General features: G+C 50.2%; 18 protein-coding genes. 16 read left to right on the top strand and 2 right to left on the bottom strand.

Going from position 1 to position 15587, the window contains the following annotated elements; genetic code table 11:
- Nucleotides 1-85 precede the first annotated feature (85 nt).
- Nucleotides 86-1291: a YbfB/YjiJ family MFS transporter gene (locus K1Y77_RS12175; protein ID WP_030073464.1), complete on the top strand. Its 1206-nt coding sequence runs from the start codon at nt 86-88 to the stop codon at nt 1289-1291.
- The gene (locus K1Y77_RS12170; protein ID WP_264428738.1) at nt 1291-1893 is read left to right on the top strand and encodes a glutathione S-transferase N-terminal domain-containing protein; all 603 of its coding nucleotides are present in this window, start codon (nt 1291-1293) and stop codon (nt 1891-1893) included. The genes K1Y77_RS12175 and K1Y77_RS12170 overlap by 1 nt, the downstream gene beginning before the upstream one ends.
- A 153-nt stretch (nt 1894-2046) precedes the next feature.
- Here the strand turns inward: K1Y77_RS12170 and K1Y77_RS12165 are convergent, their stop codons facing one another.
- Nucleotides 2047-2940, bottom strand: a complete 894-nt coding sequence (locus tag K1Y77_RS12165; RefSeq protein ID WP_264428737.1) for a LysR family transcriptional regulator — start codon at nt 2938-2940, stop codon at nt 2047-2049.
- A gap of 139 nt (nt 2941-3079) precedes the next feature.
- Between K1Y77_RS12165 and trpB the strand changes: the two genes are divergently transcribed.
- The 5 genes from trpB (at nt 3080) to K1Y77_RS12140 (ending at nt 7281) form a co-directional block, all read left to right on the top strand.
- The gene (trpB, locus tag K1Y77_RS12160) at nt 3080-4297 is read left to right on the top strand and encodes a tryptophan synthase subunit beta (RefSeq protein ID WP_264428736.1); all 1218 of its coding nucleotides are present in this window, start codon (nt 3080-3082) and stop codon (nt 4295-4297) included.
- Nucleotides 4298-4317: 20 nt separating this feature from the next.
- Nucleotides 4318-5157 (top strand): tryptophan synthase subunit alpha, encoded by an 840-nt coding sequence (trpA, locus tag K1Y77_RS12155; protein WP_264428735.1) that lies wholly within the window; start codon nt 4318-4320, stop codon nt 5155-5157.
- Nucleotides 5158-5406: 249 nt separating this feature from the next.
- Nucleotides 5407-5727 (top strand): hypothetical protein, encoded by a 321-nt coding sequence (locus tag K1Y77_RS12150; RefSeq protein ID WP_030073454.1) that lies wholly within the window; start codon nt 5407-5409, stop codon nt 5725-5727.
- An 80-nt stretch (nt 5728-5807) separates the two neighbouring features.
- A complete protein-coding gene (locus K1Y77_RS12145) occupies nt 5808-6272 on the top strand; it encodes a putative molybdenum carrier protein (RefSeq protein WP_264428733.1) in 465 nt (154 codons plus the stop codon).
- A 115-nt stretch (nt 6273-6387) separates the two neighbouring features.
- Entirely contained in the window at nt 6388-7281 is an 894-nt protein-coding gene (locus tag K1Y77_RS12140; RefSeq protein WP_264428731.1) for a dihydrodipicolinate synthase family protein, read from the top strand.
- 66 nt (nt 7282-7347) lie between these two features.
- On the opposite strand, the gene K1Y77_RS12135 is transcribed toward K1Y77_RS12140, so the two are convergent.
- Entirely contained in the window at nt 7348-8316 is a 969-nt protein-coding gene (locus K1Y77_RS12135; protein ID WP_264428730.1) for a zinc-binding metallopeptidase family protein, read from the bottom strand.
- A 491-nt stretch (nt 8317-8807) separates the two neighbouring features.
- On the opposite strand from K1Y77_RS12135, the gene K1Y77_RS12130 reads away from it, so the two are divergent.
- The 9 genes from K1Y77_RS12130 to K1Y77_RS12090 all read left to right on the top strand — a co-directional run bounded on the left by K1Y77_RS12130 (nt 8808) and on the right by K1Y77_RS12090 (nt 15559).
- Nucleotides 8808-9062 carry a HigA family addiction module antitoxin gene (locus K1Y77_RS12130; protein WP_264017797.1) on the top strand — a complete coding sequence of 85 codons (255 nt, stop codon included), beginning with the start codon at nt 8808-8810 and terminating at the stop codon, nt 9060-9062.
- 140 nt (nt 9063-9202) lie between these two features.
- Nucleotides 9203-9538 (top strand): zinc ribbon domain-containing protein YjdM, encoded by a 336-nt coding sequence (locus K1Y77_RS12125; protein ID WP_264428728.1) that lies wholly within the window; start codon nt 9203-9205, stop codon nt 9536-9538.
- 14 nt (nt 9539-9552) lie between these two features.
- Entirely contained in the window at nt 9553-9720 is a 168-nt protein-coding gene (locus K1Y77_RS12120) for a helix-turn-helix domain-containing protein (RefSeq protein WP_320055286.1), read from the top strand.
- A 49-nt stretch (nt 9721-9769) separates the two neighbouring features.
- The gene (locus K1Y77_RS12115; protein WP_264428726.1) at nt 9770-9895 is read left to right on the top strand and encodes a hypothetical protein; all 126 of its coding nucleotides are present in this window, start codon (nt 9770-9772) and stop codon (nt 9893-9895) included.
- Nucleotides 9896-10426: 531 nt separating this feature from the next.
- Complete coding sequence (locus K1Y77_RS12110; RefSeq protein ID WP_264428724.1) at nt 10427-10750, top strand: DUF427 domain-containing protein; 324 nt, start codon at nt 10427-10429, stop codon at nt 10748-10750.
- 493 nt (nt 10751-11243) lie between these two features.
- Nucleotides 11244-12884, top strand: coding sequence for a reverse transcriptase domain-containing protein (locus tag K1Y77_RS12105; protein ID WP_264428722.1), 1641 nt, complete (start codon nt 11244-11246; stop codon nt 12882-12884).
- Nucleotides 12885-13167: 283 nt separating this feature from the next.
- Nucleotides 13168-14139, top strand: a complete 972-nt coding sequence (locus K1Y77_RS12100; protein WP_264428720.1) for an ATP-binding protein — start codon at nt 13168-13170, stop codon at nt 14137-14139.
- 257 nt (nt 14140-14396) lie between these two features.
- A complete protein-coding gene (locus K1Y77_RS12095; protein WP_264428718.1) occupies nt 14397-14972 on the top strand; it encodes a hypothetical protein in 576 nt (191 codons plus the stop codon).
- Between the two features lie 419 nt (nt 14973-15391).
- Nucleotides 15392-15559 carry a hypothetical protein gene (locus K1Y77_RS12090; protein WP_167520875.1) on the top strand — a complete coding sequence of 56 codons (168 nt, stop codon included), beginning with the start codon at nt 15392-15394 and terminating at the stop codon, nt 15557-15559.
- Nucleotides 15560-15587: the final 28 nt, after the last annotated feature.

The following is a 15587-nucleotide window of genomic DNA, read 5'->3' as shown; positions in this document are numbered from 1 at the left end:
TCTAAAGAATTGTTGGTGTGAGTAGGCTACTAGCAAATACGCCCGACGCCACACTTTCCACACAGCGATTCAGTAAGGACACGATATGATCAACAGCAAAGATTTGCCTGCTCTGGTGACCGGCGTAATGGCTACCTTGGCAGGCATCGGCATTGCCCGCTTTGCCTACACACCGCTATTACCGGCGCTGATTCAAGAGGGGTGGTTTACCGCCAGCCAAGGGGCTTACCTGGGGGCTGCCAATCTTCTTGGTTACTTTATCGGTGCATTGATTGCTCACTCCTTGAGTGAACGCTTTCCTGTTCGCGCGGTGATGGGAGCATGTTTCGTGGCGATCGCGCTAAGCTTTTTTCTATGTGCGGGGGCTGGCATTTTTAGTTGGTTCTTCTTTTGGCGATTAGTCTCAGGTATGGCTGGCGCTATTCTGATGGTGGTTGGCCCATCGATGGCTCTATCGGCAACGCCCCCGGAAAGACGAGCCGGTGTCGGTGCCCTGGTTTTCACTGGCATTGGGCTCGGTGCGCTGCTTTCAGCATCGGTAGTACCTATGCTGCTGGAGTTCAGCCTAACCGCTACTTGGGGCGCGCTTGGCCTGCTATGCATCGTGGCGGGGTTGGTAGGTGACCGCGGTGTTACTCGGGTGTCCTTACCGCCGGTGACAGGTAACGAAGGGGCGGCGAGCCAGAACGGGTATGCAGCGGTAAACGTCGCCGTGCTATTGGTGATCGGTGCGTATGCCCTGGACGCCATCGGGTTTGTTCCCCATACCGTATTTTGGGTGGACTATCTCGCCCGAGAAAATGCCTTAGGGCATCAAGCAGCGTCTCTTCAGTGGGGGATTTTCGGCTTGGGCGCTGTGTGCGGGCCACTGGTAGTAGGAGCGTTAGCGCGAAAAGTGGGCTGGCATCGTGGTTTAACCCTCGCGTTTTTAGCCAAGGCGGCCGCTGTATCTCTGCCTGTCTTTTCGCTCGCGCTGCTTAGCCAGTCAGTTTCATCGTTCGTGGTGGGCGCGATGATCCCTGGCATTGTGGCGCTAACGTCTGGTCGACTTGCTGAGTTAGTTGGCCCAGGAGCCCACAAAAAACTCTGGGGGCAAGCGACGGCTGCTTTCGCTGCGGCTCAGGCGTTTTCTGGTTACGTGATGTCTGGGCTATATGTGGCGTGGGGTACGTACTTGCCGCTATTTTTGATTAGCAGTGTAGTGTTGATAGGTGGCTTTGTACTGGTGCTGCTTAGTCGTGGTGTGGAGCAGCGCCACGTTCCTTTTTTAGGTCAAAAACGGAGACAGTAATGCAACTCTTCCTGAACGCCACGTCACCCTATGCGCGCCTCGCGCGGATTATATTGCTGGAAAAAGGTCTGGCAGGTGACGTTACCTTGCGCTGGTGCGACCCTTGGGCAGATGACCAAGCGTTGCTGGACGTTAATCCCGCCGGGCGAATTCCTGCGCTAGTGACGAACGATGGTACAACGCTGAGCGAATCGATGCTGATCGCTGTTTATCTTGATAGCATCAGCCCCAGCGTGCCGATGATGCCCCCATCACGCTTGGCTGATGTAATGCACCTGGCGGGGCTTGGCCAAAACCTTATGGACGCCGCTTTCACTACGGTGATTGCTAGAAAACACCATGGCCCTGAGATTGATCAAAGTGAGCTTGGGCGCAGACGCCAACGGGCGATGCAACGCATCATTCAGCAACTCGGCAGCGAGCTAAACGAAAGTCAACTGACGCCGTCGATGACTCTTGGGGAAATCGCTATCGCTGTAGCGCTAGATTATTTGGCCTTCAGGCTGCCAGAAGTGCACTGGCAGGAAGCGTACCCACAGCTCAAAGCATGGCATGCCGCAGTAATTGCTAGGGATAGTTTTCAACAGACAGCATTTATGTAGCCGCCCCCGCGGGTGCGCTGACGCTTACGCCGCGCTACGACATATTAAAATTCAATGGCTTGGGTTCTGTAGCGCGGCGTAACGAATCTTGTGAGGGACGAGCAAATGAGGCACCCGCGAATGGAGGCGCAGCCTCCCAGCAAGGCGCCGGTCTCACCCTTTAAGCGCCTGCTTAAACCACTCTGCCAGTGGCTCGCTGCGGCGAAGGTTGGCGTGTTTAGGTAGCAGCAGGCAGAGCCGCGCGGACGTTTCGATACTGCCCCATGGGGCAATCAGCCGCCCGCTGCTCAACTCATCCTCTACTAACAGTGTTGGCGCGATGGCGATCCCCAAACCGGCCACGGCTGCTTCAATCAAATAATAAAGATGAGCAAAGCTTTGGCCCTGCTGAAGAGCGTCCTTCAATGCACCTTGCTCCAACCCTTTAGCACTGGCCCACTGCGGCCACGCCTGGGGCCGTGAAGCGGTTACCAACAGCGTGTTGGCAAACAGCGATTCCGGTCTAGTAGGGTCGATGTGTGCTGCCAGCGCCGGGCTTGCCACTGCACAAATCTGTTCGGACATCAGTGGTATAACCTCTATATCGGCAGGCCAGGGCGGCTCCGTAAACGCCAAGGTAGCGCTGGCATCAGTAGGCTTACCGGGTTGCTCAGTATCACTCACCACCACCTGTAGTTTTAGCTCAGGTAGGTCACGGTGAAGGCGATCTAGCCGAGGTATTAGCCAGCGTGCTAACAGGCTGCCTGGGCAGGCCAGGGTAAAGGATGCTTCTTCCACCTCATGCTTGAGCGCTGCGCAACTGTCACGTAGGCGGCTGAATGCTTCGCCCACGCCGCTCTGCAACTGCTCACCGTGATGCGTCAGTACCAACCCGCGGCCAGCTTTAGCAAAGAGCGCCACACCAAAATGTTCATCCAGGCTTTTTAACTGGCGACTAACCGCGCCATGAGTAACGTTTAGCTCATCAGCGGCGGCGGTCACGCTGCCCAAACGGGCGGTGGCTTCAAAAGCGCGCAGGGCGCTAAGCGGCGGCATGCTGTTCTGCATGGCGTATCCAGTAATGTTGAAAATGACTTAACAGTTGACTAAAACTCACCTATTAATGACATCTTATCGATTTTTATCCCCGCCTGCCTGCGCTACCTTCGATGCATTACCAATTCTCATATTGCACTTAGAGGTCGTGATGAACCAATTCGTGAATCTGCCCGATGCCAACGGGCTATTTGGCAGCTTCGGCGGCCGCTTTGTCGCTGAAACACTCATGCCGCTCATTCTAGAGCTGCAAGACGAATACGCCGCCGCGAAAAAAGACCCCGAGTTCCAGCGCCAGCTCGCCTATTTTCAAGGGGACTATGTGGGGCGGCCAAGCCCGCTTTATTTTGCTGAACGTCTGACCGAGCATTTCGGCGGGGCGAGTATTTACCTTAAGCGTGAAGAGTTAAACCACACCGGCGCACATAAGATTAACAACTGCATCGGCCAAGTGCTCTTAGCCAAGCAGATGGGCAAAAAACGCATTATTGCCGAAACCGGCGCTGGTATGCACGGGGTGGCCACCGCCACGGTAGCCGCGCGCTTTGGCTTGCCTTGCGTTATCTATATGGGCGCAACCGACATCGAACGTCAGCAGCCCAATGTTTTTCGTATGAAACTGTTGGGGGCAGAAATCGTGCCGGTCACATCAGGCACCGGCACCCTAAAAGACGCCATGAACGAAGCGCTGCGCGACTGGGTAACCAATGTCGACGACACCTTCTACATTATTGGTACCGTGGCTGGGCCGCACCCGTACCCCGCCATGGTGCGCGACTTCCAAGCGGTGATTGGTCATGAAACCCGCAGTCAAATGCTTGAAAAGCAGGGCCGCTTGCCGGATTCACTGGTCGCTTGTGTCGGCGGTGGTTCTAACGCCATGGGGCTGTTCTATCCCTTCATCAACGATCCAGATGTGAAGATGATTGGCGTAGAGGCCGGCGGAAAAGGGGTTAAAAGCGGCCTGCATGCAGCCAGCCTGAATGGCGGCACGCCAGGGGTGCTGCACGGCAACCGCACCTACCTGCTGCAGAATGAAGATGGCCAGATTATTGATGCCCACTCAATTTCAGCGGGGTTGGATTATCCCGGCATTGGCCCAGAGCACGCATGGCTTCATGAGCAGGGGCGGGTAGAGTACGTCTCCGCCACCGACGACGAAGCGCTGGAAGCCTTTCAGATCTGCTGCCGCCAAGAAGGCATTATTCCTGCCCTTGAAACCGCACACGCCCTGGCCGAAGTCGCCAAGCGTGCGCCAACGTTGCCACGCGAGCACCTAATGGTGATTAACCTAAGCGGTCGTGGCGATAAGGACATGATGAGCGTGGCCCATCACCTGGGCGACAAATTCGGCGTTAAACACCTATGAGCGCGCACAAGGAGCCAGCTATGAACCACTCTTCTCGCCTTGAACACTGCTTTGCGGCGCTCAAACAGCAACATCGCCCAGCGTTGGTCAGCTACCTGACGGCAGGTGACCCAAATGCTGAGACTTCGCGCCGCTTGCTACATGGGTTGCCAGAAGCCGGGGTAGATATCATCGAGCTTGGTATGCCGTTCAGTGACCCCATGGCCGATGGCCCCGCCATTCAAAAAGCCGCGCTGCGTGCACTTGAAGGCGGCCAAACGCAAGCCAAGACGCTAGACATGGTGCGCCGTTTCCGCGAACAAAATAGCACCACGCCGATCGTGTTGATGGGCTACTACAATCCGATTTACTGTTATGGCGTTGAGCGCTTTCTAGCGGATGCCGCCCGTGCAGGGGTAGATGGCCTGATTGTGGTGGATTTACCCCCCGAGCATGATGAAGAACTCTGCCAGCCAGCGGCGCAACACGGCATTGATTTTATTCGCTTAGCAACCCCGACCACGGATGCTAAACGGCTGCCCAAAGTGTTGAGTAACGCCTCTGGATTTATTTATTACGTCTCCGTTGCGGGGGTTACCGGTGGCAATGCCCCCACGCCTGCGCGGTTGGAAAGCGCAGTTGGCCAATTGCGCGAGCACACCGAGCTACCCATTGCCGTTGGTTTTGGCATTCGTACCGCCGAGCAAGCAGCCACCATTGGCCGCTTTAGCGATGCAGTGGTGGTCGGCTCCGCGCTGGTTGACTGTATTGAGCATGCCAACACGCCTGACGACGCCGTTGAGCGCGTGCATGGTTTAGTCAAAGAGTTGGCTGAGAGTATCAGGGCATGCCGCACAGCGAGTGAGCCACAAGTCTGTTGATACAAGCAGATTGATACAGGCAGAGTAAAAAGAACGATACGTTAAGAGAGCAGGCCAGCAGCGCCTGCTCTTCATCAACTACTCTTCACCAACTACCGACACCTCACCATTAGAACTTTTCTCTTTTGTTTGTAAATAATGTTCATTTTTCAATGCTTGTGGCTACTTACTACCGCAGGCATTATCAGCGCTCGCGGCTGTCTGCTAAAAGCGGCAACTACAAGGATTTCATCACCCCGAGGGAAACGAATGGGAAAGCTCTTTTCACTGATCTTACTGCTGGCTCTTGGCTATGCGGGTATCTATTTCTATTACGGCGTCGTTGTAAAACAAGAAGTGCAGCATCAGTTAGATGCCCGCGGCCTATCGTCGTTGAGCGTTGATAAGGTTGAGTATGGCCTGCTTGCACCGATTACCACCTCTGCAGACCTCAGCGTAACTGTTAGCTACCGTGGCTCGCAGGCAGCAGTGGACATGGTGGTTTACGGCCACCCGGTATTTTCTGACGACGTCAACGTCGAGTTCGATGGCCTTCAAGCGCTGCGCTTAAGCATTGGCTTTGGTCAGTAGGTTTTAGCCCTTTCACTTTTACTTCCTAATACCGTGTGGCGATGTGTTTGCCACGCGATCAGAGATATATAGCCACTTTTATGTTGACTAAAATTATAAGCGGCGGCCAAACAGGCGCTGATAGGGCGGCACTAGACGCTGCATTAACATTAGACTTCCCCATTGGTGGAACCTGCCCCGTTGGCAGAATGGCCGAAGATGGACCGATCAGTAGCGTCTACTTACTTGAAGAAACTGGCGGTGGATACCGCCAACGTACTAAGAAAAATGTACAAGATGCGGATGGTACTGCCATCTTCTATGCGTCTTATCTTCAAGGGGGAACAGAGGCCACAGCACTCTTTTGCATTCAGCAATCAAAGCCTTATAAACTGATTGATATAGAGTTGATCGATCCGCTTCACGCAGCAATGCTGATAGCCGACTTTGTGCATGATCGCCACATTAACGTGCTTAACGTGGCAGGCCCCAGAGCCAGCACTTGTCCGGTAATGTACGCGTACGTAAAGCAAACGATTGAACTGGTTATCAAGCAGTCTCGTTAGGTTACGCTGTTGCTAGCTGAGACCCACACGAACACACAATCCGAAGTCAGCTGCTAGTATCCAGGGGCGTATAAAGCTTTTTAATAGGGCAGACATTTCACAAGGATTCTCCATCATGTTCACTGGCCTGAGCGCGTTTCCGCTAACCCCCATGAACGAGCAAGGTATTCATGAGTATGAGTTCACTCGTTTGGTGGAGCGCTTGGTGGAGGCTAGGGTGGACTCAATCGGCGTGCTGGGCTCGACGGGCAACTACGCTTATTTAAGTGGTGAAGAGCGTGCCCGCGTTGCCAAGCTTTGCGTTGAGCATGCTGCTGACGTACCAGTGGTGGTGGGTATAGGCGCATTACGCACCCGTGATGTACTAACCCATGCAGAAAACGCCCAGCAAGCAGGCGCTAGCGGCGTGCTTCTGGCACCGGTTTCCTATCAAAAGCTCACCGATGATGAGGTGTTTAGCCTTTTCGAGACGGTTTGTCGTTCGCTGAGCGTGCCGCTATGTGTCTATGACAACCCAGGCACTACGCACTTTGAATTTAGCGATGAACTGCATGGGCGCATCGCCCAGCTACCCCAGGTTCACTCGATTAAAATACCCCCTGTACAGAATGACATAGCCGCCGCACAGGCGCGCGTGGCACGGCTGCGTGGGTTAATTCCCAGCGACGTAACCATCGGCATTAGCGGCGACCCAGCCGCCGCCACGGGAATGCTGGCTGGCTGCGATGCCTGGTACTCGGTGATTGGTGGGCTATACCCAGAGACTGCGCTGGCGCTAACCCGTGCCGCCCAAGCGAAAGACGTAAAACAGGCCTGCGCACTGTCCGTGGCACTTGAACCGTTATGGGCACTTTATCGTGACTACGGCGGCAGCCTGCGGGTGGCCGCTACCATTGCAGAACTTACCGGCAAAGTAAGCCAGCCTTGTTTGCCCCTGCCGCTTCAAACGCTGCAAGGCGATGCGCGGAAAAGGGTAGCGGCGGTGGTTGAAGCGTTGCAGCTAAGCTAACGCGTTGATGGATCGCAGGCCCTGGGTAAAGCGCTGCTTGTTCCTAGGGCTTGTTGTCAATGCGAATTAAAGCCCCTGAGCACCGCGCCGTAGCCAATCGTGGACAAACGCTAGCTTGCGCATCGCCGCGTCGGAAAGCACAAACGGATACAGATCCGAAAGCCCCATCGAACGGTTCACATGGTTAACACCGGCAACTAAGGATGCCGCAATGTGAATCAAGCGCTCAGCATCGGGTTCGGCATACGCATCCCAGCCATAGGTGTTGGGCAACGCCGGAGAGGTCATGCCCGCCGTCACAAAGCTATCGGTGATATCGGTTAAGTGCAGCAGGTGAGAGGTGGTTTCCGCCCAATCTTCGTGAGGGTGGGAGGACGCATAGGTAGATAGAAACCGCTGCCGCCAATCCGCAGGCGGGCCATTGTGGTAATAGTGCTGCAACGCGGCGGGATAATCCTCCCGCTCATCGCCAAACATTTCACGAAACGCATCAAGAAAGTCATCCCGCAAACTTAGCCGCCACCACAGCATATGGGCAATTTCATGGCGCATGTGGCCAATCATCGTGCGGTATGGCTCATCCAACGCCTCTTTGCGCGTTGTCCGCAGCACCGCATCTGCTTCCGCCACGCTGATGGTTACCACGCCACCCACATGCCCCATGGGTACCGGCGTTCCGCCTTCCGCCAACATATGAAACACCGGTGGCGCACCAGGGTCTTCCGGGCGAAACCAGTTCCAGCGGCCCAGGTTATCAATTACCCAGCGCTTTGCGGCTTCGGTTTGCGCCCAGTTAGGCATGGCGTCTGAAATAGAAGGGTCGGGGGCAAGGGCGGTCATCGCGCAGGCACGACAGAATTCACCCTGCTTAGGGGCAATCCAGTTGCAGCCAATCACTTCTCGGTTAGCGCAGAAGGGCGGCATCGGTAGAAAGGCGCGCGCCTGCGGGTCGTAAGCCACAGGAACGCCGTCGGCGGTCACCAAATTATCAAACCACAGTGAACCGGCACCGACCGGATTAGAAAACACACGCATAGGTCGGTAACTCAAAAGAAATGAGCTTTCAGTCTAGGAGGCAAGGCGCGGATAAGCGAATAGCGATTGCAGCACCATGCCAATATGAACACGTAGCCACCGCTACTAGGTCAATAAAGTGCTGGTGTGCACACTGCCCGCTATCGCGCTCGCCCAACTGCCCGTGTAAAGCCGCCGCGTTAGGGCTGATGTAAAAGTATTCATCGAATGCTCACTGGCTGGCTAAGCGTGTGAGCTGCTCAATCAGCTCAGCGGTGAGCTAGCAAGTTTTAGAAAAGCGCATCAATCTTAATCGGCTTGAATAGCATGGGTTCCGTGCTATTGCGTATTAATGATCGTAAATTTCAAAGACAAAGTGGTAGAAGACTTATTCAATGGAGAGCACACCAAGGCGGCTCGTAAGCTTTGCCCATCGTCTCTATAGGAAGATCGCATCACGGAAACTCGACTTGCTGGACTCAGTGCAGAGGCAGAGGCTTGAGGAACTAAAGGTGCCGCCAGGCAACCGACTCGAAGCGCTATCAGGCGACAGGCTCGGACAGCACAGCATCCGCTTCAATGAGCTAGTGAATAAAAAGCGCGGTGTAACACCCAGTACGGCGTTGAGACTGGCGCGTTTCTTTGGCGTTTCAGCCGATTTTTGGATGAATTTACAAATGCGCTGGGATCTTTACAAAGCAGAGCAGCTAGAACACGACGACTTATCCAGTATTCAAGAGGTAACGCATTGGCAAAAAATGGCCTAGCGTTTTCACTCAGGTAACAATACGCACCATTGGGAGTGGTGTTAACTAGCCATGGCTTCCGCACAAGGGGGTAGGCATTCGCCAAGGCTGCAAAGGCTCAGTATCATAAGTAGCCAACCCAACCACAGAAGCCACCTTCCATGTCATGCCCACCTTGCCCCAATTGCCACTCTGACTTCGTCTACCAGGATCAAAGCCTGTTCATCTGCCCAGAATGTGCCCACGAATGGAACCCTTCCGAGGTTGAAGCGGAAGACACCGTCACGGTGAAAGATGCCAATGGCACCCTGCTTGCTGAAGGCGATAAGGTAACGCTAATCAAAGACCTCAAGGTCAAAGGCAGCTCAATCGTGCTTAAGATTGGCACCAAGGCCGTTATCAAGCGGCTTAAGGAAGGCAAAGACCACCAGCTCGATTGCAAGGTCGATGGCGCTGGCGACATGATGGTCACCGCCCAGTTTGTGAAGAAAGCCTGAATAGATGACAATTAATTCGGCATAAACTGAATCTATCGCAATCAGCCTTTGCAGGTCTTCTTGGGGTCAGCATACGTACACTTCAGGACTGGGAACAAGGCCGCAGAGAGCCTCAAGGCCCGGCAGTTGCTCTGTTGCGAATTACTGAGCAACACCCCGACGTCTTTGAACAGCTTCACTAAGTAAAACAACGTGTAGCGCGTGGTAACGAATCTCGCGAGGAACGAGCGAATGAGGCACCCGCGGCAGGCGGCGGAACGAGGCCCATCGCCGCTACTCCCGACCTCCGCGGGTGCGCTAACGCTTACACCGCGCTACAAAACCTTCCTATTCAATGCGTTAAGTAGCGCGTGGTAACGAATCTCGTGAGGAACGAGCGAATGAGGCACCCGCGGCAGGCGGCGGAACGACGCCCATCGCCGCTACTCCCGACCTCCGCGGGTGCGCTAACGCTTACACCACGCTACAAAACTTTCCTATTCAATGAGTTAAGTAGCGCGTGGTAACGAATCTCGTGAGGAACGAGCGAATGAGGCACCCGTGAAACATGTTTATCCACCCAAACTGACCCTGGTTGTATAAGGGGGCTTCAGCTTTGGTTCTACACTTCGATGATGATAGAGCTGGCTAAGGGCGGCTACGCCGCCATCGCCCACTAGAAGTGGCCTCCTACAATAGAGCAGTGGCACGATATTTTGTAGGAGGGAGCTTCAGCTCGCGATGAAGTAGGCACCAACATATAGAGCAGGCAGTAAGCCAGTAATTCCACAACCCTGATCCAGGTCAACCCCGTAGCCTAAAGTGTTACTCCTTTGCGGTGGGCTTAAACAAATTTAGCTGCTAGGCTAATTTTACTAGAGCGAAAAAAGCGCCGCAGGGAACAACCTAATGCCAAATGCCTCACGCATTGAGCTTCACCCTATTAGCCAACGCGTGCAGGCGCAGGTTGATGGCACCTTAATCGCCGACGCCACCAATACGATTGAACTCCGCGAACGCGGCTACCCGCCACGCCACTACTTCCCACGCGAAGATGTGCGGATGGACTTACTCACCGTTTCAGAAACCACCACGTATTGCCCATTCAAAGGGCATACGGTGACTTTCTCGCTGGGTGAGCATTGGGATGTTGCTTGGAGTTATGAGGAGCCGATGGAAGGCATGGAAGCTATTGCGGGTAGGGTAGCTTTTTATAAGGAAGTGAGCGAATGACGCCTTTCGACCCTTAGCAGACATTGTTGGAAATGCAGCAGGCGTTAGAATTTTGGATATGTAATCCAGCTTAAATTATGTTATTTACATCAATAACATAGAGTGTTTTAGACTGGAGTTTGTGGATAAACATGCTAAAGCGTTATATCCAGCTATAAGGTGAGTAGCTTAATACTTGTATCACATATCACGCTCGATGGATTTTCAAAACCCATCTTATAGGAAAGGATAGGAAGAAAAAGAAGTGCAAAATATTTAACCAGATTAATTGTAAGCGCTTATTTTTTCGAAAATATATTGAATCTTATATTTGGTGGTGCTAACTTGTTGATGCCGCCTAACGGGGGTTAATCTTGGCGGAGACAAATGCCGCTGATTGACAACGAAGTTAGCACCTTAATCGCAGCTCTGCCACTGTGAGCTTAAAATGGTATCCTCAGTGTCTACGGTTGCATCTCGAATAGCGTAAAGTGAAACCTCGAAGGCGGCCTTGATGCTAGACACTAATACGACACCTAGGCAGCTATCTACACTACTAGGAACTACTTACCCAAATCTATGCTTTACAGTTTATAAAGTTAGACCGAATAATCTTTATACTACCTTTAAGATTGCAAAGAAATCTGGCGGTGTGCGCGCTATTGCTGCCCCAGATAAGAGATTAAAATACCTTCAAAATAACCTGAAGCCATTGCTCGAAGATTTATATACTCCTCACCCGGCCGCTACAGCATTTATTAAGAATCGGGGGATCTTTTATAATGCTAGTCCCCATGTGAATAAAGCGTTAGTGTTTAATGTTGACCTTACTGATTTTTATGGCCATATAAATTTCGGTCGAGTAAGGGGGTTGCTTTCTGCTCCCCCATATAACCTACGTTCAGACACCTCTCAAATTATTGCTACAATCTGTTGCTTGAATGGATCTATTCCTCAAGGTGCTCCTACATCACCCGTAATATCAAATATGATAAGTCGGCAGCTTGATCGTCGATTGTCGTTGCTTGCTAAAAAGAATCACGCTTTCTATACACGCTATGCTGACGATATAACTTTCTCTTTTAGAAACAATAACTTTAAAGGTGTGTGCTCTTCCACAGAAGGTGCTTTTCAACCATCTAATGAATTCATTAACATTGTAGAAAAAAGTGGATTTTATTTAAATAAACAAAAAACGCGTGGTGAATTTTCTCGGTCCCGTCAAATTGTTACAGGACTGAAAGTCAATAAAAAAGTTAATGTTGATCGACGGTATATAAGAACAACTAAGGCTATGATTCATGCGTTGTCTGGTGATATTGACGCTGCCAATGTAGTTTTTTGGGAAAAATTTCCTGAAAAAGAACCAAAAAGGCTTGAAAAAGTAGTGGCCGGTAGAATTAATTTTATAGGTATGATTAAGGGAGTAGACTCTACCGTATATCAAATGCTTGCAAAAAAATTCAATAGACTTCCTTTGAAGAAAAAGCTTCCTACGCGAACTTCTAAGCTTGTTAATACCGATCAAAAATACAGAGACATTGCAAAGCAGAGAGAGCTCCAAGAATGTGTTTGGATTCTGGATTTCGAAGGAGTTCAAAACGTTACTGAAGAAGCTGAGTCTATCCAAGGCACAGCTTTTATGGTTAAAGATCAAAAAGTTTTAACCTGTTCACACGTTTTTAGTAAAGCTGATGACGCCGAGTATTGTTACATTTCGAGGATAAATGAACGCAGTGTTAAATATTTAATGAAAGTAGCGAAGCAATGTAAGCATCGAGATATAGTTGAGCTAGAATTTGTTGATAATCCTAATAAAATATTTCAAAGCTTAGATATATATCATAAAGAAGAAATGTTTCCTGGTTACCAGGTTTCACTGGTGGGCTTTCCTGATAATATGGCTGGACACACTACTGTAAGTGTTCTCAAAACATCTATAACATCACATGTAAATATTTCGACAGTTGATAATTATGAGGTAGATGCTGAAATAGGAGCAGGTTATAGTGGCGGGCCTGTAATAAATGATTTTCATCAGGTAATAGGAATGATCGTGAAAGGTCGAACGACAACAGTTGATTTTAATACGCAGGAATCTGCCCTAACTGGTAGAAATGCTTTTATTAGTGCTCATCATTTTTTGCAACTTTAAAAAGTAAACTGTTGGGCGGATGACGGTGCTCAACACCCTGCGCACCCGACTGCGTTATCCCAAAAGGTCGCCATGCTGACCGTTTATTGGGCAAGGCAGCGCATTCCTGGGCTAACGGGTGCTGTTAGCCTGAGTCAGCGTGCTCGATCGGTTGAAATGCAGGGCAAAACAGGCTGTCAACGTCGACCAACGCCACAAGAAACGGCACTAGCCGGTCTGTGTCGGCTTCACGGATTTAGGTATTAGTTAAGCATAGGGTGAGATTTAAAATATGGAAATTAGATTGCCACGTCAATTTCAACCTTCTTCTCTAGGTAAACTGCAGGAAGATCTTTCGCAAAGTCAAACTGTAGACAATGTGAACGTTGACTTCTCTCCTTTAGAATTCTCCAAACCAATGGCAATGCTTGTTGCGGGAAGTTATTTCCGCAGGTGGATAAGTAGGCGCCGTGAATTAGGTTTAAGAACTACTAAATCAGGTATTACAGAAAAAAATAATGCTCACTCTTATTTAATGCATCTCGGTTTTTTTGATTACGCTGGTATGAAAGATGTTGGAAAGAACGTAGGTGTTGCAAAAGGAAATACTAGATATTTGCCTATTCGAGAAATAAGACGTGCAGAGTTAGATGAATCTATTGCTGAGACGGGCGAGGAGTTGATCGATGCAATCGTTTTTCTATCTGATGGGTTAGCTAATGTTTTAGCCGGTGAAGACAATGGAGAAGCCAAAAAAGGTTTTAGTTATTCAATTCGCGAAGTGATTAGAAATGCTTTGGAACACTCTGGTTCAGACTCATGTTTCATATGTGGACAACGATGGGTAAATGGTCATTCTGAAATAGCATTAATTGATGAAGGTTGTGGGGTTCACAAAACCCTTCGCACCGCATATGAATTAAAGGAAGAAAATGCGCTGAGAGAGGCTATAAAACCAGGTATTACGCGTACTCAGAATATGTCTGAAAAAGAAAATATATATAAAAATTCGGGATTTGGCTTATATGTTCTGTCTGAGTTAGGAAATAGCTTTGGTTGGTTTTGTGTAGGAAGCGGGGTAAGAAAGTTAACATGTGAAAATGGCAATAAAGTTGATGCGGAGTTGCCTTTTAAGGGAACATTTGTTGGCATTCACTTAAACAAAAATCCTCGCAGCTTTGCTGGTGTTTTACAAGATATTATTAGTGTTGGTGAAGAAGAAGCTGGAAGAGAAGGTCGGCATAGCGCAGCCTCTGAAATATCTAAAACGGTTTGAGTGAGCTAACAAATTAATCGGTTTCGCGCCTTCGGCGCTGGACGCAGCAAAGCTGCGCTGGTTATTTAGGTGTGATGTTAGCTGCAAGGAATGAGAATGGATTTACATAAGAAATCAATTGCCTATATGTTTAGTAAATTGCGGTTCCCTCTGCTCCACAAACTGCCTTTATGCTAGGCATTAATCAGTGTCGCCTAAATATCCGCTCGTGGCCGAAAAAAGGCAGCTTAATGAACCTTTGAAGCGTAGTGAAATATATGACATATGGATACAGGCTCAATGTTGAACAACTCATGCTAAAGAGAGCAAACAATTGTTTTGATGAAGCTAAGAAGAAGATGGTTAAGGTTCCTGATTCCGTGCCAGAGTCTGGAAAGCCTTATTTCTTTAAAGGTCCAGGGTTTGAAGATGATGAAACTATAGCGCTCTGTATTGAAGCTATTCTTGGCTGGGCCATTGCATTTGAGGCATTTGTAAATTTGGTCTGGCATGCTCACCCAATTGCTAAAGAAGAGGATGAAAGAAGCTCTGGAAACACAATAGACAAGCTTAAAAAATTGTACAAAATCTCTCGATTGCCTTATGGGGATTCAAGTTGGAGAGCTGGCATTCAGGATCTTTTTGATATGCGTAACTATCTTGTTCATTATAAGGATCCGGTAGTTTATATAGGGTTCAGTTTTGCAGCAAAGTTCCAGCACGATTTTTCAGAAAGAAGCATGCAGAGGATTCAACAAGACGTTCTCTGTGCGTTAAAAGAAATTGGGGGCCTGTTTGGTGTTGAAGCTGAATTTATCGATGGTAATTATGATCACTTGGTGTATAGGTATTAATTCAGTTTGGTAGCATTGCTTCGAAGGTCAAGGCCGTTGATAGCGGGCGAGCAGACTAGTGATGACTGAGATTTAGACCTAGCTTAAAATTGCAGCTAACGGTTTCGCTGTGGCTGTATTACCTGTTATGTCAGTTGCGGTGCATGTCCGCTTTTGGCCGATAGCGGCCAAGCCAACTTTGGTGATGCAGAGTTGCATATCCGAGAATTATGGCACTGAATGCATCTGTTGCCAGGGAGAGAATTGCTTAGCCTGTGCTGTTTAGGTGCGTTGTTATTATCTGTATCAACCTGATGGTCGAGAGGAAATTGAACTGACGCCTGATAGCGCCATCGAAGGAAATATCAGATAAAGGTCGGCTTTTGCTGACAAGCTATTACTACCCGTTCTTGCAGGATGGGGTCTTCGCGGAGAACTTTATGGACTACGAACATGCAATTGTGAAATTCGAAGACGGGATTGGCACCCTGTTCTGCAACGGCTGCGGCATTATCATCGCTGAGGGTACCCAGCATGAGGATAGAGAGCACTACTGTACCATGTGCATGAGCGGCAATTGTAAAGCAAAATTCAAGGACGGAAACTGACATTCCCAGCCCGCCACGCTCCGCGTTT

Source organism: Halomonas qaidamensis (genome assembly GCF_025917315.1).
Lineage (GTDB): Bacteria > Pseudomonadota > Gammaproteobacteria > Pseudomonadales > Halomonadaceae > Vreelandella > Vreelandella qaidamensis.
Note: the sequence above shows the minus strand (reverse complement) of the source record. Positions and strands in the feature narration are given on the sequence as shown.